At 41.2% G+C, this 23,304-nt stretch carries 21 protein-coding genes and 3 pseudogenes; 18 read left to right on the top strand and 6 right to left on the bottom strand.

Annotated elements, in window-relative coordinates:
• Positions 1-28: 28 nt before the first annotated feature.
• Positions 29-1,018 carry a hypothetical protein gene (locus tag IPP77_04315; GenBank protein ID MBL0308912.1) on the top strand — a complete coding sequence of 330 codons (990 nt, stop codon included), beginning with the start codon at positions 29-31 and terminating at the stop codon, positions 1,016-1,018.
• Positions 1,019-1,038: 20 nt separating this feature from the next.
• Positions 1,039-2,310, top strand: coding sequence for an acetyl-CoA hydrolase/transferase family protein (locus IPP77_04310; protein ID MBL0308911.1), 1,272 nt, complete (start codon positions 1,039-1,041; stop codon positions 2,308-2,310).
• A 34-nt stretch (positions 2,311-2,344) separates the two neighbouring features.
• Here the strand turns inward: IPP77_04310 and radA are convergent, their stop codons facing one another.
• Together radA and IPP77_04300 are read right to left on the bottom strand one after the other, a co-directional pair.
• Positions 2,345-3,718, bottom strand: coding sequence for a DNA repair protein RadA (radA, locus tag IPP77_04305; GenBank protein ID MBL0308910.1), 1,374 nt, complete (start codon positions 3,716-3,718; stop codon positions 2,345-2,347).
• Positions 3,719-3,863: 145 nt separating this feature from the next.
• On the bottom strand, positions 3,864-4,094 hold the full coding sequence (locus IPP77_04300; GenBank protein ID MBL0308909.1) for a hypothetical protein: 231 nt from the start codon (positions 4,092-4,094) through the stop codon (positions 3,864-3,866).
• Between the two features lie 161 nt (positions 4,095-4,255).
• On the opposite strand from IPP77_04300, the gene IPP77_04295 reads away from it, so the two are divergent.
• Positions 4,256-6,175, top strand: coding sequence for an ABC-F family ATP-binding cassette domain-containing protein (locus tag IPP77_04295; GenBank protein MBL0308908.1), 1,920 nt, complete (start codon positions 4,256-4,258; stop codon positions 6,173-6,175).
• 6 nt (positions 6,176-6,181) lie between these two features.
• On the opposite strand, the pseudogene IPP77_04290 reads toward IPP77_04295, so the two are convergent.
• Positions 6,182-6,903: pseudogene (locus tag IPP77_04290) on the bottom strand (TerC family protein).
• A gap of 77 nt (positions 6,904-6,980) precedes the next feature.
• Here IPP77_04290 and IPP77_04285 point away from each other — a divergent pair.
• Complete coding sequence (locus IPP77_04285) at positions 6,981-7,442, top strand: hypothetical protein (protein MBL0308907.1); 462 nt, start codon at positions 6,981-6,983, stop codon at positions 7,440-7,442.
• 493 nt (positions 7,443-7,935) lie between these two features.
• On the opposite strand, the gene IPP77_04280 is transcribed toward IPP77_04285, so the two are convergent.
• The gene (locus tag IPP77_04280; GenBank protein ID MBL0308906.1) at positions 7,936-8,394 is read right to left on the bottom strand and encodes a hypothetical protein; all 459 of its coding nucleotides are present in this window, start codon (positions 8,392-8,394) and stop codon (positions 7,936-7,938) included.
• 361 nt (positions 8,395-8,755) lie between these two features.
• On the opposite strand from IPP77_04280, the gene IPP77_04275 reads away from it, so the two are divergent.
• The 13 genes and pseudogenes from IPP77_04275 (at position 8,756) to IPP77_04215 (ending at position 18,072) form a co-directional block, all read left to right on the top strand.
• On the top strand, positions 8,756-9,226 hold the full coding sequence (locus tag IPP77_04275; GenBank protein ID MBL0308905.1) for a catalase: 471 nt from the start codon (positions 8,756-8,758) through the stop codon (positions 9,224-9,226).
• A 37-nt stretch (positions 9,227-9,263) separates the two neighbouring features.
• Complete coding sequence (locus tag IPP77_04270; protein MBL0308904.1) at positions 9,264-9,824, top strand: NAD(P)H-dependent oxidoreductase; 561 nt, start codon at positions 9,264-9,266, stop codon at positions 9,822-9,824.
• Between the two features lie 35 nt (positions 9,825-9,859).
• Positions 9,860-11,108: pseudogene (locus tag IPP77_04265) on the top strand (amidohydrolase family protein).
• 111 nt (positions 11,109-11,219) lie between these two features.
• Positions 11,220-12,392, top strand: a complete 1,173-nt coding sequence (locus IPP77_04260) for an MFS transporter (GenBank protein MBL0308903.1) — start codon at positions 11,220-11,222, stop codon at positions 12,390-12,392.
• A gap of 43 nt (positions 12,393-12,435) precedes the next feature.
• Complete coding sequence (locus IPP77_04255) at positions 12,436-12,816, top strand: nuclear transport factor 2 family protein (GenBank protein ID MBL0308902.1); 381 nt, start codon at positions 12,436-12,438, stop codon at positions 12,814-12,816.
• Positions 12,817-12,878: 62 nt separating this feature from the next.
• Positions 12,879-13,801, top strand: a pseudogene (locus IPP77_04250) (DsbA family protein).
• A 23-nt stretch (positions 13,802-13,824) separates the two neighbouring features.
• The gene (locus tag IPP77_04245) at positions 13,825-14,139 is read left to right on the top strand and encodes a phosphoribosylpyrophosphate synthetase (protein MBL0308901.1); all 315 of its coding nucleotides are present in this window, start codon (positions 13,825-13,827) and stop codon (positions 14,137-14,139) included.
• 225 nt (positions 14,140-14,364) lie between these two features.
• Entirely contained in the window at positions 14,365-14,835 is a 471-nt protein-coding gene (locus tag IPP77_04240) for a DNA starvation/stationary phase protection protein (protein MBL0308900.1), read from the top strand.
• Positions 14,836-14,848: 13 nt separating this feature from the next.
• Positions 14,849-15,154: a ribosome-associated translation inhibitor RaiA gene (gene raiA / locus IPP77_04235; GenBank protein ID MBL0308899.1), complete on the top strand. Its 306-nt coding sequence runs from the start codon at positions 14,849-14,851 to the stop codon at positions 15,152-15,154.
• 153 nt (positions 15,155-15,307) lie between these two features.
• Positions 15,308-15,598 carry a T9SS type A sorting domain-containing protein gene (locus tag IPP77_04230; GenBank protein MBL0308898.1) on the top strand — a complete coding sequence of 97 codons (291 nt, stop codon included), beginning with the start codon at positions 15,308-15,310 and terminating at the stop codon, positions 15,596-15,598.
• A complete protein-coding gene (locus tag IPP77_04225; GenBank protein ID MBL0308897.1) occupies positions 15,595-16,335 on the top strand; it encodes a hypothetical protein in 741 nt (246 codons plus the stop codon). Before IPP77_04230 ends, IPP77_04225 begins: the two co-directional genes overlap by 4 nt.
• Positions 16,292-16,870 (top strand): T9SS type A sorting domain-containing protein, encoded by a 579-nt coding sequence (locus IPP77_04220; GenBank protein MBL0308896.1) that lies wholly within the window; start codon positions 16,292-16,294, stop codon positions 16,868-16,870. Before IPP77_04225 ends, IPP77_04220 begins: the two co-directional genes overlap by 44 nt.
• Before the next feature lie 509 nt (positions 16,871-17,379).
• The gene (locus IPP77_04215) at positions 17,380-18,072 is read left to right on the top strand and encodes a fibronectin type III domain-containing protein (protein ID MBL0308895.1); all 693 of its coding nucleotides are present in this window, start codon (positions 17,380-17,382) and stop codon (positions 18,070-18,072) included.
• A gap of 554 nt (positions 18,073-18,626) precedes the next feature.
• Here the strand turns inward: IPP77_04215 and IPP77_04210 are convergent.
• Positions 18,627-19,325, bottom strand: coding sequence for a hypothetical protein (locus IPP77_04210; protein MBL0308894.1), 699 nt, complete (start codon positions 19,323-19,325; stop codon positions 18,627-18,629).
• A gap of 40 nt (positions 19,326-19,365) precedes the next feature.
• Positions 19,366-19,794, bottom strand: a complete 429-nt coding sequence (locus IPP77_04205; protein MBL0308893.1) for a DUF255 domain-containing protein — start codon at positions 19,792-19,794, stop codon at positions 19,366-19,368.
• 135 nt (positions 19,795-19,929) lie between these two features.
• Here IPP77_04205 and IPP77_04200 point away from each other — a divergent pair, with 135 nt between their 5' ends.
• A complete protein-coding gene (locus tag IPP77_04200; GenBank protein MBL0308892.1) occupies positions 19,930-23,259 on the top strand; it encodes a methylmalonyl-CoA mutase family protein in 3,330 nt (1,109 codons plus the stop codon).
• Positions 23,260-23,304: the final 45 nt, after the last annotated feature.

Raw genomic sequence — 23,304 nt, 5'->3', positions numbered from 1 at the left:
CGTAAATTTCATTTTCAACAGGAACATCATGAGCGTTATCAGAAAAGCAATAGACAGAATGCGGAAGGGCGAAGACATCGGTCTCGATCGTTTTGGTGACGGGACAAGGCAGCGCACCATCAACCCAGACGGCAATTATAATATGGAGCGCAAAACCGGCAGGCTGTTCGGCAATTTTTATCTCTACCACTGGCTCATTACTACATCTTGGACGCGCTACTGGATGGTGGTTCTGGGCTTTTATCTTGTGATGAACATTTTGTTTGCCGGCACTTACTATTGGTTGGGTGTGGAAACGCTGAAGGGCATCCCTTCTGATACGGAGTTCACCAAGTTTATATACTGCTTTTTCTTCTCGGCGCAATCATTCACAACAGTAGGATATGGGGCTATCAATCCGCTCACCAAAATGAGCAATGAGGTGGCCACAATCGAGGCCTTTGCCGGGCTGATGACTTTTGCCCTCGCCACCGGTACGCTGTTGGGGCGATTTTCAAAGCCTGTAGCCAAAATCAGATACAGCAAGAATATCATCATCGCGCCATTTAAAGACATTACAGGCCTGCAATTTATGGTGGCCAATGAACTTTCCTCTACGCTCATGGAAATGGAGGCGCGTATCAATCTAAGTTGGACGGAAGACGAAGGCAACGGCAAATCTATTCGACGCTTTCAACAAGTGAAGTTGGAGTATGAAAAGATTGCGATGTTTCCAACCAGTTGGGTCGTCAATCACCCTATTGATGAGGAGAGCGCACTCTGGGGAAAGACGCTTCAGGAAATCAAAGAAATGGATGTCGAAGTGTTTGTATTACTCAAAGGTTTTGATGATGTATTCTCTCAAACTATTTATAGCCGCCAGTCCTACACGGTCAAACAATTCGTATGGGGCGCAAAATTCCGTCGGCCCTTTGCATATAACGATTCTGGTAAACTGGTAATGGATTTGACGGTGGTTGGTGATTATGATTTGGTGCCAGCCATGAGTGCAACAAACACTCAAGCGGAAACTGCGTAGTATTGACCAGAATTAATTCTATGAAATTCATAACCGAAGAACAAGCGCTTAGCATCGTAAAAAGCGGAGAGAACATTTTCATCCATACTGCCGCTGCCGCTCCACAGCGTTTGGTGAATGCCTTGACTGCCCGGCACCGGGAATTAAAGAATGTTTGTATCACTCATTTACATACAGAGGGCACTGCTCCTTATGCGCAGCCTGAATATGCATCGTCGTTTCGAGTCAATGTTTTTTTCATCGGGGCAAACATCCGCCCCTACATAGAACAGGAGAACGTTCAGTATATTCCAATGTTTCTGAGTGAAATTCCTTTGGTTATCCGCAAAAGAAAATATCCGGTGGATACGGTGTTGGTACAAGTAAGTCCGCCGGATGCTCATGGTTTTTGTTCCTTGGGTGTGTCGGTGGATGCTACTAAAGCCGCTTGCGATATGGCGACTAAAATTATTGCCCTCGTAAACCCCAACATGCCTCGCGCACTGGGTGATGGCATGATACATCAGTCAAAAATCACGGTGGCGGTATATGCTGAAGATCTCATTCATGAAACACCTCTACGGACACTCACAGAAAATGAACTGGCCATTGGAAAAAATGTAGCTACGCTCGTAGAAGATGGCGCAACCCTTCAAATGGGAATTGGTGCCATTCCCAATGCTACCCTGCTGGCTTTGGGCAATCATAAAGACCTCGGAATCCATACCGAAATGTTCAGCGATGGCCTTTTGCCTTTGGTGGAAAAGGGCGTAATAACCGGCAGCAAGAAGAAAAAACATGCAGGAAAAATTGTTTCATCTTTTGCCGTCGGCACGCGAAAACTATATGACTTTATTAACGACAATCCGGCGGTGGCCATGTTGGATGTGGGATATGTAAATGACACCAGCATTATTCGGAAGAACGACAAAATGACCGCTATCAATAGTGCGATTGAGATTGACCTTACCGGACAAATATGTTCTGATTCTATAGGAGCGCGCTTGTATAGCGGGGTTGGTGGTCAAATGGATTTTATCCGAGGAGCATCATTGAGTGAAGGAGGCAAGCCTATTATCGCCCTCAATTCTGTTACTGGAAAAGGAGTTTCAAAAATAGTCCCCATGCTGAAACCGGGAGCGGGTGTAGTAACCACCCGGGCGAATGTACATCACATCGTTACTGAGTATGGCGTAGCGGATCTATATTGTAGAAACATTTCACAGCGTGCCAAAGCCCTGATAGCTATCGCTCATCCAGATCACCGGGAAGAATTAGAAAGAAAAGCATTTGAACTTTTTGGACGATTGTAGTGAAATTAAATCCACAACATTCCGTAGAGATTTTTCACCCAAACAACTCCTCCATCAGCGCCTGCACCTTGCTGAGGTAAACGATTTCGATGTTGAATTTCTTAGCATCGAATTTCTGATTGAACTTGGAGATATAGATTTTCTCGAAGCCAAGTTTGTCCGCTTCCGAGATGCGCTGATCAATACGGCTGACGGCGCGCACTTCGCCACTTAATCCTACTTCAGCAGCAAAGGCGATTTTAGAAGAAACAGGTATGTCGTTATAAGAAGAGGTAAGGGCAGCCATCACGGCCAGATCAATAGCGGGGTCTTCTACGCGGAGGCCACCTGCTATATTCAGAAAAACATCTTTGGTGCCGAAACGAAAGCCCGCACGCTTTTCGAGTACGGCAAGAAGCATGTTCAGTCGCCGCCCATCGAAGCCGGTGGAAGAACGCTGTGGAGTTCCATAAAAGGCAGGAGTAACGAGTGCTTGTGTTTCAATCAAGAAGGGCCTCATGCCTTCCATCATCGCTGCGATAGCGATGCCGCTTAGGTTCTCATCGCGCTGTGTGAGCAGAATTTCGGAAGGGTTGAGTACCGGTCGCAGTCCTTCGCCAATCATTTCATAAATACCAATTTCGGAAGTAGGGCCGAAACGATTTTTGGTAGTGCGAAGGATTCGATATGTATAATTTCGGTCGCCTTCAAACTGCAACACCGTATCCACGATATGCTCCAACACCTTCGGTCCGGCTATCATTCCATCTTTAGTGATGTGACCAATCAAAAAGATAGGGATGGAAGTTTCTTTGGAGAAGCGTTGCAACTCAGCAGTACATTCGCGCACCTGCGATACGCTACCCGGAGGCGATTCTACATAAATACTCTGTAGCGTTTGTATCGAATCAATCACAATAATATCCGGTGCGGTGTCCACTGCTTGTTTGAAAATCTGCTGCGTGTTTACTTCCGTCAGTATATAACATTGGTCATTCTTAATGCCGATACGGTCGGCGCGCAGTTTGATTTGACGGTCGCTTTCTTCACCGGTTACGTAAAGAATTTTCTTTCCCTTCATCTTCAAAGCCACCTGCAACATCAAGGTGGACTTGCCGATACCCGGTTCGCCGCCTATCAGAATCAAGGAGCCTAACACAATCCCACCTCCCAACACCCGGTTGAGTTCCGTATCGTGTGTATCTATCTTGTGTGTATCCAGTTCCTGCACCTCGCGGATAGGAATCGGTTTAGCTTCTTCATTATGTTTCTTCGCAAAGCCACGTTTTTCTTTCAATTTCTCTTCGGCCTTATCTACCACTTCTTCCACATAAGTATTCCATTCGCCACAGGCCGGGCATTTGCCAATCCACTTCGGCGATTGGTTGCCGCAGTTTTGACAGAAGTAGATGGATCGGGTTTTGGACATGGGTGCAAAATAGAAAACCGCCCCTAAATCTCCGAAGGGGACTTAAAGACAAATTCAATAATTTATCGGTAAAAGATTTTTTGTGACTACGCTAAAGCCCCCTTTGGGAGTTTGGGGAGTTTGAGGATTTAGGGGCTGGGCTGGACTACTTGATATTCGGATTCGGTTCGCGGGCAACGAAGAAAAATATCAGACCAATGGTCATCATCAAAACACCGGCAGCCAGCGGAACTAAATCGCCGGTTTGATACAAACTCATTTCCAGTTTTGGATCATTATATCTCATTGCCCAGGAAGAGTTCCAGATAACAAAGGTAAAATAGAGAGTAACCAAACTCCCGACGAGGGTAAAAATGCCTGCAATAACCTTGCTCATATCTTTGTGAAATTTCAGCGGCGAATGTACGCGAAATATGTAAAATTCAAAACACCTAAGCACCATTAATTAACAGTCGGAGGTCTCTAAATACGATTTATTTGCCCCAAACGCTCAAAAATGACGCTCCGTTGTAGTACCTTCGCGCCTCCTAAGAAAAAATGATAGCAGTTTCCAACATAGAATTACACTTCGGCGGACGGGTAATGTTCGACAAGATTTCCTTTCTTATTAATGATAACGATAAGATTGGTCTGACGGGTCGCAACGGGGCCGGCAAATCCACTTTGCTCAAAGTATTGAAGGGCATTCAAAACACCGATGGAGGCGATATTATGTATCCCAAAGGAACGGTGATTGGCTATTTGCCGCAGGAACTTCATTCCCAGTCCTCTTTGTCGGTCATCAATGAAACCAAAAAAGCATTTGAACTCGCCACTCAGTATATGGATGAGAAGGAGAAGATCATGCATGAAATGGAAACTCGCACCGACTACGAGAGCGATTCCTATATGGATTTGATCAATCGTTTGGGCGAAGTAGAACACCAGATTGAGATGCACGACGGGTATAGCGTAGAAGAGCAAACCGAGCGGGTGTTGAAAGGACTTGGTTTTGAACCGGTTGATTTTGAAAAGGAGATGAAGACCTTGAGTGGAGGCTGGCAGATGCGGGTGGAACTGGCAAAGATTCTTTTGCTGAAACCCGATTTGATTCTGCTCGATGAGCCGACCAATCACCTCGACATTGAATCAGTTTTGTGGCTAGAAAAATTTCTGAAAGACTATCCGGGCGCTATTATCATGGTGTCGCACGACCGGAGCTTCCTCGATAACATCACGAACCGAACAGTCGAAGTGGTCAATGGAGATATTGACGATTACAACGCTCCATACACCAAATATGTGGAGTTAAGAAAAGAGCGTCGTGAACAGCAAATCAATGCTAAGAAAAATCAGGACCGCGAGATAGCGCAACTGGAAAGAAATATTGACCGGTTTCGCGCCAAGGCCAGCAAGGCTACTTTTGCTCAATCGCTGATTAAGAAGCTGGACAAGATGGATATTATCGAGGTGGAAGAAGAAAATCTTTCGGCGATGAATCTCCACTTTCCACAGGCGCAGGCATCGGGCAGAGTAGTGGTGGAAGCGCATCATGTGACCAAGTCCTTTGACGACAAGATGGTTATCAACGATCAAAGCTTTGATATCAATCGCGGAGAGAAGATTGCTTTTGTCGGGAAGAATGGCATGGGCAAAACTACGCTCACGCGGATATTGGTGGACAATCTCAGTTACGAGGGTGAAATCAAGTTGGGCTATAATGTAACGGTAGGATACTATGCACAACACGCTGCCGATTCTATGGATGGAAAAGATACGGTGTTGGAGGTGGTGGACAATGTAGCCACTGGCGACATTCGCACCAAACTGCGCGATATGCTCGGTTGCTTTTTGTTCAAAGGCGATGATGTGTTCAAGAAGGTGAAAGTGTTGAGTGGAGGTGAGAAAGGAAGATTGGCTTTGTGTAAAATGATATTGGAGCCGCGTAACTTTTTGGTGTTGGATGAGCCAACCAATCACCTCGACATCATGTCAAAAGAGATATTGAAAAACGCTATCCGACAATTTGAAGGAACCGTCATCATCGTTTCACACGACCGTGACTTTCTACACGGATTGACCGATAAGATTTTTGAATTCACTAAAAACGGAATCAAGGAACATATCGGTGACATCAACGAATTTCTGGAAAAGAAGAAGCTGGAGGATATACGTATGCTGACCAAGAAGGACGAAAAGCCCTCTAGCCCACAAGTGGGAAATAAAGAAAAGCCCAAGGGTAAAACAGAAGATGCAGGGGTTAAAGAAGTGAAGAAGCTCAAGGCGGAAGTAGAGAAGAGCGAGAAGAAGATAGCGGAACTAGAACGCCAGATTGCCGATTTAGATAAAAAGCTACAGGACGCACAGCAGTTTCAGGAGCTCAGCAAAAACCCGGACTTCTTTTCGGGCTATGAGGCCTTGAAAAAACAATTAGAAAGCGAAATGAAAAACTGGGAGCAGTTGTCGGAACAACTGTAAACTGATTTACAGCAAATGTTTCTGACGGAATCTCAGGTTGAGCAGCTCTACCGTCAATGAGAACAGCACCGCCACATACACAAAGGCCTTATTGACATGCACTCCCCATCCTCTAGGATGAGGGTCAGTCCAATCATAATCAGAAAAGACAAAGCGAGGATTTGAAGGGTGGGATATTTATTGATAATATTACTCACCGGCCCGCTGAACTTGAGCATCACCATCATGGCAATAATCACCGCCAGTATCATCACCATCACGTGTTGGGTTAATCCTACGGCAGTTAAAATAGAATCGAATGAAAAGACGATGTCAATCACTATAATCTGTAAAATCACTTGCCAGAAAACCGCTCTAGCTTTTACTCCTTTCCCTTCTTCTTTCCCTTCTACTTTTTGATGTATCTCTGTAGTAGATTTCGCAATCAGGAAAAATCCCCCACCGATTAAAATCAAATCTCTGCCGCTGAAATCTTGCCCGAACAAAGTGAGTACCGGAGCGGTCATGCCGATGATATAGGAAAGGGAAATGAGCAAGCCAATTCGGAAAATAAGTGCAATCATCAATCCAATACTTCGCGCTCTTTTCTGCTGTGAAGCAGGAAGGCTGTTGGCGATGATGGAAATGAAGATGATATTATCTACGCCCAAAACGATTTCGAGAAAAGTGAGCGTGAGCAAACTAATCCAGGCATCGGCAGTAGAAAAAATTGATAAGCTAAAATCCATGTAGGCGCAAATAAAAGAATAAACTTTTCGTTATTTTGACGAATCATATAGCCCCTGTCATCTTGAATATCCGAATCATGAAAACAATCAATAATTACCAAGTACTTCTTTATATAGTTGTGATGTTTATCTCCGTCGGGGGCCATGCTCAATATGCTCATTATGGAGACGCTTTCAGTCCGGCATTGGGCTTGGAGGCTCAAAGTCCGGAGGTCAGCGAATTGATAGCCAACTATCATTTAGAGAAAGCAAACGACGCTCATTATTTGTCGAAAGAAGGCGTGGAACTGGTTTTGAAAGATGGATTGCTAACCTCTGTCCGCCTCTATCAAAATAGTCCAGCCTACGGAAAATTTATAGCGGTGTTGCCCCGTCAGGTGAAATTTGGCATGAGTGCCGGCGAAATAAAAGCGTTGCTAGGGAAACCCACAGTCAACTACAGTTCATCCGGCTATTCTGAGTTTGAAACAGATGGTAAGATTCTTTCCTGCTGGTTCGAGAAAGGAAAACTGAGCCAGGTGTCTGTATCCCTGAAATAAAAAAAGGCTCCGGTTTCCCGAAGCCCTCACAATAAGGTTGGAAGGGTTTGCGATAACCTATTTCTTCACCTACTGTACCACTACTCTCGTAGTAATTCTTTGGTTTTTCGTTGGTTTTTTTAGCAGGCAAGTGCCTTTCAATGAAGCGGCAGCGAAGGAACTATCTTTTTCGGAAAGTCCTTGATGGTCTCTTATAGGGTTGAAATACACCTGCTTGCCGTTTACATCAGTCATACGCAAAGTAACATCCGAAGGTTTCTCTGTACCGCACGAAATAGGAAAGGTTGCTCTTGATAGCTTGGGCTAGAGACTCGATTAGCGAGAAGCCGATAAATCGGAAACAAACTTACTGCTCAATGGGGATTCTTTAGATCTGCTCCCCGATAGATAAGCCCGTTACACGCAACGCTTAGAATGCATATTTTTTAACCCTGACACAGTTCATTGAGCAGACCCGTGAACGACCCACGGGGCAGAATTTCTCTACATCTTCCTATACTATCCTTACGGCAAGTTTGACTATTTCCACAGTGGACTTGCCTACTTCTGTCACAGACTTACCTATAACCAAATAATAGTGATATAATCCATCCCGACCTTGAGGTATTTCCACCACCCGCTTGCCTGTTTTCGCGACGAGTTTGGGTATTCCTGCCGCAAATTTCCCTATTTCCGTGGCGGACTTCCCTATTTCTGTGTTGAGTTTAGGTATTTCTGTCGCAAACTTCCCTATTTCTGCGACAGACTTAGGTATTCTTGCGATGGACTTAGGTATTTCTGTGTTGGACTTCCCTAAGTTCATGACAGACTTCCATATTTTCGTCACGGACTTCCCTATTTCCGTCGCGGTTTTGCCTATTTCTGTGACAAAAACAGTCTGGATATTTGCTGAAATACAACTAATTAACAGAAAAACATGGAAAAACGATATATTATAGCTATTTTCATTCATGCGTGATAGGAAATCCGAAAAAGGCAAAATACAACCTGCGGCTTCCGCTTATCTATTATGACTGTTTGGTATAAGATAAAGGAACTCATACTTTTGGTGAAATAAAAACACCCTGAGTGTGATTTACTTATGGATTTGATAGCCCGAAAACCACCATGATATATACGCACGTGAGCAATAAAAAAATTAGTGAAATCAAAAGTCCTTTGGATGACCTTGAGAAATAAATTTTACTTTTACGTAGCGAGATACCAGACGTTGTTGAAGGAAATGTGTCGGGTATTTGCAAGCTATGCAACACCTAAAAAAACTATAAAGACAATAAACAAATAGTAACGTAAACTTCCCAGATATGGAAAATATGAAAGACAAAGAATCAAAACTCACAAGACAAACTGGAGCACCGGTTGGAGATAATCAAAACGTACAAACTACAGGACTACGAGGCCCCATGTTAATGCAAGATGCTTGGTTTCTTGAAAAAATGGCAAACTTTGACAGAGAGGTCATCCCAGAAAGAAAAATGCACACTAAAGGATCCGGTGCTTTTGGCACATTTGCGGTTACTCACCACATTACTAAATACATTAAGGCGAGAATTTTTAGCGAAGTTGGTAAGAAAACAGAACTGTTCAGCAGATTTTCTACAGTTGCTGGAGAAAGAGGAGGCGCAGAGAAATTTATTCAAATTCGTCAAATAAGAAACTGTTTTAAAGCTGATCCAGAATACGGACAGGGTGTTGCTAAAGCACTTGGTTTAACTATGGATGAGGTCAATAATTTTGACATGTCTCTTTATGATAAATGGGCGCCGAAACCTACTAATAGATAAATTTTTTAAAAAATTTTAAACTAAAAAAATCAATGTTATGAAAAAACACAAAATTGCAGTTATCGTAGGAAGTCTTCGCAAAGAGTCCTTTAACTTAAAAACAGCCAAAGTACTGATGGCGATGGCACCAGAATCCTTATCAATGGAACTGTTAAACATATCAGGTCTTCCTATGTTCAATGAGGACTTAGAAGCCAATCCACCAAAAGAATGGGAAGTATTACGTGAAAAAATCAAGGCTTCGGATGGACTTCTTTTTCTAACACCTGAATATAACCGTTCCGTACCTGGTGTTCTAAAAAATGCCATTGATGTCGGTTCTCGCCCTTATGGAGAAAATTCATGGGATGGAAAACCAGCTGGAATTGTAAGCGTTTCCATTGGTAACATTAGCGGCTTTGGTGCGAATCACCATTTAAGACAGTCGCTAACTTTTGTGAATGTCCCTGCAATGGCACAACCAGAAGCTTATATTGGTGGAGCCGGGGGGCTTTTTGACGACAATGGGGAACTTATTAACGATTCTACCAAAGGATTCTTGAAGAACTTTTTGGAAGCCTTTGAAAAATGGGTTGATACCCATGTTCAGAAAAAATAAAATTTAAACATTAAATAACTTTAAATTAATCAGCCATGGAAAAAAAGTTTTTTAATGCAAAAATTTATCGGAATGATTCCGCAACCGAAATGATTGTAGAAAATGGAAAAATTACTCATATCGGAACTAATCTACCTAAATGTGATGCGGAAATTGACCTTAGCGGAAAACTTATTTTGCCACCTTATGTAGATCCACATTTACATTTGGACTACGTTTATACCTTATCGGAACTGGGCCAGGAAGGAGCTGGTTCCCGGAACCTTGTTTGAAGCGATTGAATTATGGCCACAATTCAAAAAAACCCTTACGGTAGAAAGCGTAAAAAGACTGGCCATGAAGGGAATTAAAGACGAAGTGTCTCAGGGGGTGCAGCACATCCGTACCCATATAGATGTTACCGATCCAAACTTTACAGCATTAAAAGCAATGCTGGAAATGAAACAAGATTTAAAAGATATTGTTGATATTCAGATTGTTGCCTTTCCGCAAGAAGGTATGTACATGTATAAAGGCGGACGTGATTTAGTGGAAGAAGCCCTTAAAATGGGTGCTGACGTTGTTGGCGGAATTCCACATTATGAACCTGCGAGGGAATTTGGAGAAAAATCTGTTCATGACACTGTTGAGCTTGCTTTAAAATATGATAAATTGATTGATGTGCACTGTGACGAAACAGATGATCCTCATTCACGCTTTTTAGAGTTATTAAATGCTCTTGTCTATCTAGAAGGTTATGGAAGTAAAACCACAGCAAGTCATACCTGTTCTTTTGGCTCTGCTGATGATTCTTATGCCTTTAGAATGATGGACATATTCAAAAAGAGCAAGATCAACTTTATCTCCTGTCCAACAGAAAATGTTTATTTACAAGGTCGCCAAGACACCTATCCTAAACGTCGTGGACTAACCAGAGTAAAAGAATTCATTGAATCCGAAATAAATGTGGCTTTCGCACAAGACTCCATAAACGATCCATGGTATCCAATGGGCAATGGCAATATGATGAATATTCTGGATAATGGAATTCACCTCGCTCAAATCATGTCTAAAAAAGATGTAGAAACAAATTTCGATCTGATTACCTATAATGGTGCTCGTTGTTTAAATATTCAAGAGAGTTATGGTTTAGATGTTGGTAAAGCAGCAAACTTCATTGTATTAAATGAAACTTCCGTTTATGAGGCGATTCGTAGACGAGTAGATGTTTTAGCATCTGTACGTAATGGTAACTTCCTATTCCGCAAAAAAGAAGTGGAATTTGATATTCCTTTTAGTCTTTAATTTAAAAAGAATCGATTTTAAAGTACTTCACTTCGATATTTTTAGTAAATACTGAATATAATTGAAGTGAAGTACTTACTATGTTTCCAATAGTTATCAAAAAACAAAACTATGAGCAGACATAACATTACGGAGCAAGCCAAAAAATCTTTTCCGTGGCTCATGATGATTTTAATGTCATCGGTAACTTTTGTAGGAATACTGTCAGAGTTAATGCCATCAGGTGTGCTTCCACTGATGATGACTGATTTGAACATTAGTGAGATACAAACAGGAAATCTGGTAGGTTACTACGCTATAGCCTCAGCTATTTTTGCAATACCGCTGATTTCAGTCACCATGCAGTTTAACCGGAAATACTTGTTGCTCCTTTTGCTTGGTGGATTTGCGATTTCTAATATTGTTGCAGGTCTTGTACACGATTATACGATTATTATAATCTTAAGGATAATTGGCGGAATTTGTGCTGGTGTAATGTGGCCAATGATTGCTGCCTATGGTATGCGATTGGTCGATGAAAAAGATCACGGGAAAGCCATTGCAGTAATCATGGCTGGAACTACATTAGGAATTAGTATTGGAATGCCTATACTGACTTCTATTGGTAATATTTATGGATGGAGAACTGAATTTATTGGATTAGGCACTTTTATTTTTGTTATCGCCTTAGTTAGTTTCTTTGCTTTGCCTTCAGTACCAGGTGAGAAACTGACGAAAAGTTCTTCACCTTTTGCGCTATTAAAAATCCCGTCGGTTTTACTTATTTTACTGCTTACGCTACTTGGTGTCATAGCACATTACGGTGTCTATATTTATATCACTAGTCTTGTTGATGAAATTCAGTTGGCCGGAGGAGTAGAGAGTGCCTTATTATTTTTTGGAATAGGATCTTTGATTTCGGTATTGCTGGCTATAAAATATACGGATAAGCATTTGCGACTTCTAACCATTTTAATGTTTGCCTTCATGATTATCTCTATGGTTATTTTTCTAATTTTGGGTGGAACAACAGGACTGGGACACATTGCCTTCTTTTTATGGGGACTTTCATTTGGTCCATTAGTTACCTTGCTGCAAGCTGGTGTTAGCCGCCAGGTAGAAACTGCTAAAGATGTGGCCACCTCAGTTCAGTCTTCGGTATTTAACTTATCTATAATGATTGCTTCTTCAGTAGCAGGATTGTTACTAGGAATTTATTCGCCCATGAGTCTGATCTATTTGGCAATTGGGCTTTCTGTACCTGGTTTAATTATTTCATTTTTTTCGAAAAAGACTTTAGGTTGATTTTTATGGGGGAAATTAAATCGGAACAGTAAAACAAAGAAACATGAAAAATTCAGCAAAAAAAGTAGTACAGAATATGTTCTCTGCATTTAGCGGTGGCGACGCAGATAAATTTGTGGCAACAGTTTCAGACGATACTGTTTGGATTTATCATGGAACACAAATAATCCCAAAAGGACGGTTTGAAAAGAAGGAAGGTGTAAGAGCTTTTTACAATAATATTATGGAACGAACCGAAATCATCAACTTTGAACCGCTACAATATATTGTTGAAGGAAATATGGTAGTGGTTTTAGGAAGAGAACATCAAAAAGTAAAACGATCAGGTAGAGAACTAAAACAAGATTGGGTTCAAATCTATACAGTTGAAAACGATTTGATCACAAGAATGGAAGAATTTGCAACCTCCGAAGAGGTAAAATAACCTATCATTATTAATTTTCTGGTAATGCCTTTTTTCTTAAAAAGGACAATAAAAATAGAACCATGAGCAACGAAACCATAAAAAACAATCCGCTTTTGTGCGATATAGAAACTGGAATGTGTGAAACAACTGATGAAAAAGTTAATAACACATCTATAACTACAGTACAATCAACGGAAAAATCCGTAAAACTTATTTACTACACAGATCCTATATGCTCGTCATGTTGGGGAATTGAACCACAACTACGTAAACTGAAACTTGAATATGGCAATATTGTTGAAATTGACTATAGAATGGGAGGTTTATTACCAGACTGGAGTTACAATAGTGGTGGTATTGGTAAACCGTCTGACGTAGCTTCACACTGGGATGAAGTAAGCGTACACTATGATATGCCTATTGATGGCGATTTATGGTTAGAAGACCCGTTGGACTCTTCTTATCCACCATCCATAGCTTTCAAAGCAGCACAACTACAAGATGAAGAAAAAGCCCTTTTGTTTATGCGGGGAATTAGAGAAATGGTTTTTCTTAAAAAGAAAAACATTGCCAAATGGGAACATTTAGAAACTGCAGCAAAAACTGTTGGACTGAATGTTGAGCAATTGAAAACCGATTATGAAGGCAAAGCAAAAGCGTTGTTTGAAGAAGATTTAAAATTAGGAAAAGAACTGGGTGTAAGAGGATTTCCAACTATATTCTTCATGGATAAGGCTGGCAATATGGAAACCGTTTATGGTGCCAGGCCTTATGCATTTTACGAAATGGCCATTTTAAAATTGAATCCGAATGCTACAAAAAGTGAGTATAGCAAAAACTGGGAGACACTTTTTTCTAAATACCATTCACTTACTGCTAAGGAGTATGCTGAACTTTCAGGTACGCCAAGAAACGAAAGCGAAACTATTTTGAATGAACTTTCTGAAAAAGGAGCATTGAAAAATTTACAACGAAAAACGGATCTATTTGGGCAATTAAATAATAATCAATTAAAACTGAAATAAAATGGGAAAATACTCAAGCTTATCCGAAGCCATCAACGATCTTGCAAAAAAAGGCTATACTTATAACTTTAATATGAAAGAAGAGTTTATAGAATGTCCAGAAAACGAATGCCAATTGCAACCCGAAGAATTTGAGATTGATGAAAAACACCGTTTTCAAGAAATGTCAGACGTTGATAATGAAAGCATTTTATATGCTATTTCCTCAACAGATGGTAAGATAAAAGGTCTTTTGGTAAACGCTTATGGTATCTATGCAGATTATGCATCTTTTAAGTTGGTTCAAAAACTGAACAGACCTGAGAGAAAGATTTAAAAAAAAAGTGTAATTTGCATTCAGTTCTGACATTGTCAGCGAATTGCTTGGAACATTTTATTAAAGGATGAAAGGGTCATTTTTATTATACAAGACGAAATAAAAGAACTTGGTGATATGGTACTAAAAACGCGGCACTAAGCAGCTTAAAGAGAATGAATCGTTTGATATCAACCATTAAACAACGGACCGTAGCACAATTTTAAATATTAAAATCAAAACAAAATGACAAATTTTATTGGACTGGATAAAGAAAAATCCAACGTATTATCAGAAAAATTAAATGAGCTATTAGCAGACTATTCCATCTTTTATCAAAACATAAGAGGGTATCACTGGAATATTACTGGAGATAAGTTCTTTGAACTTCACGGTAAATTTCAAGAAATGTACGAAGATTTATTCGTAAAGATAGATGAAGTCGCGGAGCGAATTAAGACCCTTGGTCATACACCAAACCATCAGTTTTCTATTTATCAAAAGCTAGCGAAGGTAAAAGAAAGTACAGAAGTGTCAGACGGAGTTAAAGATGTGAAAGACACATTGGAGTCTCTTAAAATTATCATTACACTTCAACGAGAAATTCTAGATTTATCGGCAGACGCAAACGATGAAGGAACAAATGCCCTGATGAGTGATTATATCAGTGCACAAGAAAAACTAGTATGGATGTATACGGCATATATAAAACAATAAAATAAATTTAATTATGGAATATACAGAAAGTATCACAGGAATAAAGATTAATGTTCAAGCAGTAGATATTACAATAGACGATGATGTAAAGGACACGATACGTAAAAGTATCACACGCCTTAGTCGCTTTTATGATAGAATTGAATGGGCAGATATATACCTAGAGGACAAAGCTGAAAAGAAAACTCAACAAAAACAAGTCAGTATACGTTTAGGTATTCCAGGTAATGACCCCTTCGCTTCAGAGTATGGAGATAATTTCCACGCACTTTTGACCGATGTAGAGAGCAAATTGCGAAGACAATTAGAAAAATTATAATATTTATTGAGCAATCTCATTCTTGAAACTAAAGTCGGGTAGCTTAAAGTAGATAAAATAAAGGGATTGCATAATCAAGTAGCCTGCCCCGCCAGTTATAACTGACGAGATGCGCCACAATGGTCAGGCAAGAAGGGCAATGAATCTGATGAAATCAGAAAAACATCGGAATCGGTAAAAGAAAAAGTCGGGCCTATACCTATACTAAAGATTTATCCTAACCCCGCTAAAGATTTTGTAACTATCGAGTATGCTGGATTTGAAAACGACGACATAGTTCAGATTCTGGATATTTATGGCAGGATAATTAACACGAAAAAGACCACAACAGAGGAAACAAAAGTTGAGATAAACACATCTATGCTCAGCAGTGGACTATACATAGTAAGGGTGATTGGTAATAATAGCATGAAAGACAAAGGCCGGTTTAACATTATGAAATGATAACTGACAGTATTTTCAAACAAAAGCAATTAAAGCAGCTAATATTAGCTGCTTTAATTGCTTTAACATCTTCTGCTAATTCACAGATAATTTTAAATAAAACTTTTAAGGAAGATAGACCTTCGATGATGTTTAGTAGCATCATCCATGAAAATGGTTTTTATAAAGTAATTGGCGTAATATCTCCGTATAATCCACCGTTTGAGTATGCCAGAATCGTAATAGCCGAATTAGATTCTATTGGTCAGTTTATCAGATATAAGTCTTTGTATGATACCATACCAAAGCGATATGGGGGGTTTTACAATAGCCTAATAAAAACATCATCAAATGGATATGCATTTGCTGGATATTCTATTGATTCATTGCCTCGCACATTATTTTCAAAGTTTAATACTGCTTTGGACAATATTCAGACTTATGAATATTACACACCTTTTTCATGGTCATTTCAAGGCACAGGGGTAACAGAATTTAATAATGGCATGTTTTATATCTCTGGTGCCAGAGCAGATAGCTTAAGCTATCTACCGGATATTTGCATCTTAAAAATTGATTCTCAAGGAAGCTGGTTGTGGGAAAAGTACTTCGGATTACTGAATCAGTATGAAACATCCCATAACATTATCCCATTATTAAATGGCAACTTAATGCTTGGTGGATCTGACCCGCGAGCGGAGCTATACGTGGTTATTGGAAGTGGATACCGGTGGCACGATGGTAAGGCAATGGCTTGACCCAAACGACAGCACTTATGGAGCTTATGGTTTAACCGAAACGAAAGATGGAGGCTTTATTTATGCTGCACAGAAGAAGGTTTATGAATTTTTTCCCTTCATATATAGTACAGCTACTGTTGTTAAAATGAATAGTTCCTTTAACAAAGAATGGACATATAGGGGGGGGGGGGCTACGGAATATACCGGTCAATTTGGTTGGATATTGAGATTGGATAGTAATGGGTGTGAGGTGGAGAATTGTTTGGTAGGGGTAGATGAGGTAGTTAAGCCTGAAATTAATGGGATAAAAGTTTATCCAAATCCAGCCTCAACTGAAATAACAGTTGATTACAGTCTTTTTGATTGGATCCAACAAGAGGAGATTAGTCTGGTATTGATGAATAGCTTAGGTCAAAGCATTTATCAAGCAAGCGTGCCTCAATATAGCTGGTTACAAAGAATAGATATTTCTTCATATCCCGTTGGGCTTTATGTGTGCTATATAAAGCGCAACGTTACCATTATTGCGACGAGCAAGTTTGCAAAGCAGTAGCTGATTTTCTTGCTTTTCGGCCCTTGTGGATAATTTTTATCGCCCTGCCTGCCAAGGCTTTACAAGCCATTTTAAACTATTTTTTCATCAAGCTATTGACTTTGGTATTTTGATGCTTATATTTGCATCGTCTTTTAGTTCAGAACACCCATAAAAAGGCTCAGAACGAAGAAGACTAGTAAACCGCCGCCTCCCGGTAAAAAGGAAGCAAGGGCCTGACACCCTAATGATTTTGCCAATGAAAACCTGCTGATTCAAGCTGTACCCTGAATCAGTAGGAGGGGTACAGTTTCAAAGGCGAAAGATTGGTTTTAAGAGGTTCCCGGAGCTTCCTGCATTGCCAGCCGGCGCAGGCAAGGGAGGTCGGATGTTTGCTAATGACAATAGCTGTTTTATGGATAGCTAAACAAAAACAGCATCCTGTTTCAAGGGATAAAATTCTGCCATAGGCGGAGGCTTACGAACGAGGTGCTGCGTATTTTTTATTCAAATTTTAAAACAAAAACAAAATGAAAAAGAACAAAAACAAAAAGGGCGGGAGCGCAAAGCGTACCGTCTGCCAGCACATTGCTGTATTTATCGTATCCTTTATTGTCAAACTGGGCTTTCACCTGTTGACCGTGCCACAAAAAATCACTCTGGCTCGCCGGGTGGTGGAATTCATGACTGGTAATCCCAACTTTGCGGTACCCTCTCCCACCTTGGCTGATATCACCACAGCTATAGATGCACTCGAGTTGGCACAGCAGGCTCTTCCAGGAGGGCCAGCAGCTACCGAAATCCGCGACCTCCGCGAAGCAGAGTTGGACATATTGATGTCCGATCTACAGATTTACGTAGAGGGTGAAGCAAAAGGAGATCCGGAAATTGCACTCAGCTCCGGTATGGATATTCGGGATTCTAAAAGTCCAATTGGCATTCTTAATTCTCCTGAAACTCTGGTTGCCAAGCAAGCCGCAGCGGAGGGCTCTGTGAAGTTGAAATGGAAAGCGGTGAAGAAATCATCCGGTTATCGAATTGAGGCCACTACAAATCCTGCACAGGGTTGGCCAATGGTATATCAATCTGAAAAGGCTTCAATTCAGATTTATGATTTAACACCCGGCACCAAGTATTATTTCCGCGTGGCGACCCTTAGCCATGCAGGATATGAGGGCTACAGTCCGGTGGCAACGCTCCGGCTCAGTTTACCTCAAGACTAATAAAATCCCATTTTTAGTCTTGGTCAGGCGCTCTCGAAAGGGAGCGCCTTTTTTTGTGGCTTATGTAACTCAGTAGACTCTTCGGAAAATCGGGTTTGTTTAATTTCCTCCCTCTACACTCCTCCAGAGGGCATATGCGTTAAGTTAGGAGAAGAATTATTCTGTTTTTCACCTTGAAGAGGTGATAGGTTTATAGTAAGAATACCCAGCGAAGGACAATGACCCTGAAAGGGTCGCACTTTGTTCGACCTCCTTCGGGGTCGCATCCTTCTCCTTCCTGATTCTATAAACATCTGAATCCTTCGGATTCAAGTACAGATAAAAGTTTCAACCATAAATTGACAAGCTTAACTTAACGCACATACTCCAGAGGGAGACAAATGGATGATTTTCCGAAGAAGTCTACTATAAAAACAAATTTTTTTACCGGAGATATATTCCTTGAAGAAATCAGAATTTAATCCCAACCAAAACAAGAAGCAATTATCCTATTGAATAAATTGCATTATATTCTTAGAGGCAAGGGTGTGAAAATAATTGCGGATGAGCCGTCCTTACTTTTTACTTTCTTTCTCAATTTTCTTGAGTAATTTTTCGGTTTCTTCGGTCTTCTCTTCTTCCTTCTTTCCCAGTTCAATCGCTTTTTGGGCATATACTTTTGCAGCCTTCAATTTCCCTGCTTTATATAAAAGCGCCGCGTAAGTATCCATGTTGAAATATTTCGGCTTGGTATCTATTACCGGCTTCATCCAAGCGATAGCCTTTTGTATCACTTCTTGGTCTGATGCGTTTTCATAAACCTCCCATGCCCAGCCATTAATCGTTTGATCGTCCACTTCCTTATTTTTCCGGAGGTGAGTATCTACCTCATCGGCAAATTTTTTCCAGTTTCCAACTGATTTATAGAAATAGATTCCGTAATAAGTTTTGGTCTGTTCTTTGTCTTCGCGAACATATTTATCTACAAAGGCACGAACATTTTGAAGTTGCACTTCACTGGAGTCTTTTACTGCTTTTTTAAGTTTTCCGTAGGCTAAATTGGAAACCATATCGTCGGCTTCGTCCTTGCCGTAGAGCGAGGCGTACTTATCCTGATTATCTAAAAAGAACTGCTGATATTTGTCAGAAACCTTAGCGACTAACTTATTAATGATTGAGTAGTTTACTTCAGTAAACAAGTCGCTTTGCTGATCGAGATAGCTCATTAGAGTGATGGAATCCGGGAATACTCTTTTGCCATTCTCTGCAAACATTTTGCCATAAAACTCGGGATAGTCCAACTCGATTTATCGCTTATTCCGGATATGATTTCTGCTTTTCAGGATTCAATGCTTCTTTTAACTTTCCCATGAATGAAGCGGCTTCCATATATCCGGCCATTGTATAGACCAACCTCCCATCAGGGCTGAAAACAAGATAGCTGGGAAAGGAAGCCACCCGATATTTCATGGCTATTTTGACGCCATAATCATGTTCCATCTCTAATTTCAATGAGACAAAATGCTGGTTCATAAACTGGGCTACAGAATCCTGACTGAATGTTTTTTTATCCATCACCTTACACCACCCGCACCAGTCGGTGTAGGCATCTACAAACAGGTATTTGTTCTGTTCTTTAGCAGTCTCCCTCGCCTTTGCCCAATTGTTATCAACGAAATCTATTTGTCCGGTAGAAACAAGCGGCACAACCGCAACGAAGAAGATTATAAGCCAATTTTTCATTTGCCATTATTTAGAGCATAATGATAAGCAGATTTTAAAATACGAATGTTGCCTTACAGGTTTGTCTCAATCTGCTAATTTCACCGGTGTTTTTGTTACCTCATTTTATTATCATCCTATTGTCAAATTATCTTCATGAATCTGAAACATAAAGTTAGAATAGTCACTGCTGCATCTCTGTTCGATGGCCACGATGCGGCTATCAATATCATGCGTCGAATCATGCAAGCCAAAGGAGCCGAAGTGATCCACTTGGGTCATAACCGGAGCGCTCAGGAAATTGTGGAGTGCGCTATACAGGAAGACGCTCAAGGTATTGCCGTTACCTCCTATCAGGGAGGGCATACGGAATTCTTCAAATACATGTATGATTTGTTGCAGGAGCAAGGGTGCGGTCATATCAAGATATTTGGTGGAGGAGGTGGTACCATTCTTCCGGAAGAAATTAAGGACTTGCATCAATACGGTATCGCCCGAATCTATACACCGGATGATGGAAGAAAAATGGGTCTGGAAGGAATGATCGAAGATGTGATCAGTCAATGCGATTTTGATACGCGGATCAAATTGAATGGGGAACTGAAACAGTTGAAAAGCAAAAACTGGAAGATTATTGGCAAGGCCATCACCACCGTTGAAAATGATGAAGACGAAGGCAAAAAACTGATCGCCAAGATAGAAAAGGACAAGGGTGTTATTCCGGTGTTGGGAATTACCGGAACCGGTGGCGCGGGAAAATCATCGGTAACCGATGAGATTGTGCGCAGATTTCTCCGTCACTTTAAAGACAAGACTATCGCGGTGATTTCGGTGGATCCATCCAAAAAGAAAACCGGTGGGGCTTTGTTGGGCGATAGAATACGGATGAATTCTATCTCTAATCCGCGCGCTTATATGCGTTCACTGGCAACGAGAGAGAGTGACCGGGCGTTGAGTGTGCATGTGCAAGAGGCCATTGACATCTGTAAGGCTGCGCATTTCGATTTTATCATTCTTGAAAGTGCCGGAGTAGGTCAGAGCGATGCTTCCATCTTGGACTATTGCGATGTTTCTATGTATGTCATGACACCGGAATATGGAGCTGCTTCTCAATTGGAAAAGATCAACATGATTGATTATGCCGACCTGATTGCCATCAACAAATTTGATAAAGCCGGAGCACTGGATTCTTTGGCAGATGTTCGCAAAGCTTATAAACGAAGCCATCAGCTTTTTCAAGCCAAGGATGAAGAACTGCCGATTGTGGGAACCATTGCCTCTCAGTTTAACGATGCCGGAGTGAATCATCTTTTTGAAATGCTGACCAACAAGGTGAAAGAGAAAACAGGTCAAGAGTTTCACGTAAAACATACTTCTGCTAAAAATACCGCTACCAAATCTCAGATCATTCCACCGGCTCGCGTGCGCTATCTGGCGGAGATTGCAGAAAACAATGAAGCCTATGACCAGTGGGTGGACGAGCAATGTGCCATTGCCAGCAAGCTATATCAGTTATATGGCGTGAGCGTGGAACTGAAAGATAATTCGGAAGTCAAAAAATTGATTACTCATTATGAAAAAGGGTTTCACGCTTTCTGTAAAGACCTGATTGATAACTGGAAGGAACTGAAAAAGAGGTACTCCGGTGAAACATTTGCCTTTGAGGTGCGCGAAAAAGTATTGCAGCTTCCCTTTGTTCACAAGAGCCTTTCGGGAACGAACATCCGCAAGGTATATCTACCTAGATACCATGATTGGGGTGATATTTTGCGCTGGCAGTTGCAGGAAAATGTTCCGGGCGAGTTTCCATACACAGCCGGAGTATTTCCGCTGAAACGCGAAGGCGAAGACCCTACCCGTATGTTTGCCGGTGAGGGTGGGCCGGAACGAACGAACAAGCGTTTTCACTATGTTTCATTGGGGCAGCCAGCCATTCGATTATCTACTGCTTTTGATTCCGTTACGCTTTACGGTCAAGACCCGGATCATCGCCCTGATATTTATGGAAAGGTGGGCAACAGCGGTGTAAGCATTGCTACGGTGGATGATGCGAAGAAATTATATAGTGGCTTTGATCTTTGTAATCCTAAAACCTCGGTGAGTATGACTATCAACGGTCCTGCGCCGATGATTCTTGCTTTTTTCATGAATGCCGCTATTGATCAGGAATGTGAAAAATATATTAAAGAGCACGGCCTGGAAAAAGAAGTTCAGAAAAAACTGAAAGATATATTCAAAGATCAAAAAGCCGGAGCACCGGTTTATAACGGTAGCCTTCCTCAGGGAAACAACGGGCTGGGTTTGACTTTGCTGGGAACCAGTGGCGACAGGGTGTTGCCCAAAGAGGTGTATGAAAAACTGAAAACCAAAGCTTTGCAGTCTGTCCGCGGAACCGTGCAAGCAGATATTCTGAAAGAAGATCAGGCGCAGAACACTTGTATCTTCTCCACTGAATTTGCTTTGAAGATGATGGGGGATGTACAGCAATATTTCATAGACCAAAAAGTGCGCAATTTCTATTCGGTTTCTATTTCCGGGTATCATATTGCCGAGGCAGGTGCCAATCCAATTTCTCAGTTGGCGTTCACACTATCTAACGGCTTTACGTATGTGGAATATTACCTCAGCCGCGGTATGAAGATTGACGACTTTGCTCCTAACCTTTCTTTCTTTTTCAGCAATGGAATGGACCCGGAATATTCGGTGATTGGCAGGGTGGCAAGGCGCATTTGGGCCAAGGCCATGAAGAATAAATATAAAGCCAACGAACGCGCGCAGAAATTAAAATATCATATCCAGACCTCCGGCAGAAGTTTGCACGCGCAGGAAATTGATTTCAATGATATCAGAACAACGCTGCAAGCGCTCTATGCCATTTATGATAACTGCAATTCGCTTCACACCAATGCTTATGATGAAGCCATTACTACCCCTACGGAAGAAAGTGTACGCCGCGCTATGGCGATTCAATTGATTATCAATCGCGAATTGGGTACTGCAAAAAATGAAAATCCAAATCAAGGTTCTTTCTTGATCGAAGAATTAACGGACTTGGTAGAAGAGGCAGTACTCACAGAATTCAAGCGCCTCACAGAACGAGGCGGTGTATTGGGTGCTATGGAAAGAATGTATCAGCGCAATAAAATACAGGAAGAGTCGCTTTACTATGAACATCAAAAGCACACCGGTGAATATCCGATTGTCGGTGTAAACACGTTTCTCAGCAAGACCGGTTCGCCAACTATCCTTCCTCAGGAAGTGATTCGTTCTACATCGGAAGAAAAAGAGTTTCAAATCAACGCACTGAATGCGTTTAAAAAGCGTAGCACCGCTACTTCATCTGAAGCACTAAAAAAACTACAGCAAGTAGCTACAGATAATGGAAACCTGTTTGAAGAATTGATGGAAACCGTCAAGTATTGTACTCTTGGAGAAATCACCCATGCCCTGTATGAAGTGGGCGGACAGTATAGAAGGAGTATGTAGCTTGAATGGAAAAAGGATGAATTAAATCTCTCCCATTGTCGTCTG

This window comes from Bacteroidota bacterium (assembly GCA_016722375.1).
Lineage (GTDB): Bacteria > Bacteroidota > Bacteroidia > Chitinophagales > LD1 > Bog-950.
Note: the sequence above shows the minus strand (reverse complement) of the source record. Positions and strands in the feature narration are given on the sequence as shown.